The 1,253-nt window shown below is 53.3% G+C and carries 1 protein-coding gene; it reads right to left on the bottom strand.

Annotated elements, in window-relative coordinates:
• Nucleotides 1–114: 114 nt before the first annotated feature.
• Nucleotides 115–984 (bottom strand): hypothetical protein, encoded by an 870-nt coding sequence (locus tag BLT50_RS19530; RefSeq protein WP_217629265.1) that lies wholly within the window; start codon nt 982–984, stop codon nt 115–117.
• Between the last annotated feature and the right edge of the window lie 269 nt (nt 985–1,253).

Genomic DNA, 1,253 nt, shown 5'->3' with positions numbered 1-1,253 from the left:
TATCGGCCGCCGGCTCCCGAAACCATCATCCCAATGGAAACCAGCCCGATCATGCACTAACAATTACCTTGGACCAATCAGATCGGGCTGCTCAGAGTGGCAGCAGGCTTGCGCTCAATTATCACGGCGATAATCGCAGTTGTTCGCTGCAAAGATTAGATTTTCACGGCTTCCAGAAAGGTATCCCGTGGCGCCGATCGGATCATAGGGCGCCTTGGTATCAATCCGAAATTCATACTGGGAAACTTCGGTCAGCCACGACAGTACTTTCTGGTTGGGGATAGGTATTGCCACCATCGTCACCAGTTCATCTTCTTGCCAAATCATTGGATCACTTGTTTCGAGGCTGAATGCATCCGTGAGCAACACGACTCTTAGAGCTACGTCTGCAATCACTTCCGATGGACCGTGGATTTCAATCGCAAGGAACAGGGTTCCAGGAATGTGTTCGACACAGAACTGGTTCAGCTGAAGTTCTCTTTCCGCGTCCGAACTGGGCCTGTTGAAAGCCCGCCAACCATTTTTCCAGAGATCAAGACGCCACGCAGATTGTGCTGGTGGAACCTTGCCGGTTAGTGCCCGCCAGACACGAGGTTCGCTCTTTTCGAAACCCGACGCTTCCGAGCCGGGATAGTGTGAAATTCCCCAGCCATCGATGTCTTCCCGACTGAACCAGATCATGTCGCTAGGATCAGTATAAGTGACAAAGGCCGCAACAGAGCCATGTGACACTCCATTGGAGACAGCGTGCTGGCTCAACACTTCATTGCATTCGGGGTCTGGCACGCCCGAAACCGAACATGAATGTTGCCCGAAACGACCGAAGGACTCCATGGTGCGATATTTCCCAGCAATGAACACAATTGATGCGCACGCGGATGCACAACTGGCACCGTCCGGAATCACGGTATGAAACGGCCGAGTTTTCATGGCTTTGGATATCAAGAGGGCTTCATGCACTCTCCCGCCAGGGATGTCCAGCAAGAGGATGGGCAAGCCATCCCGTCTTTGCGCGACCGCGCTGCATCAGTCGCGAATGGCGGACTCCAGTCTTTCGCTACAATCGCGAAAGGTTCGTGTCAGGGAAGAAAAATTGGACATTCACCGCCAGTATCCGGACCTATTGGTTAGGCGTTCAAGCGCAATACCTGCGCCTCGAACCGTTTCAGCGTGTAACGCGCAAGGCCATAGCCGCAATCTTTCCCTTCAAGCTCAGGGAAAAGCGTCACAATCTCGTCCCGTTCGACCGGCGT

The organism is Lutimaribacter saemankumensis, assembly GCF_900100005.1.
Lineage (GTDB): Bacteria > Pseudomonadota > Alphaproteobacteria > Rhodobacterales > Rhodobacteraceae > Lutimaribacter > Lutimaribacter saemankumensis.
This window is presented reverse-complemented; position numbering and strand designations above follow the sequence as displayed.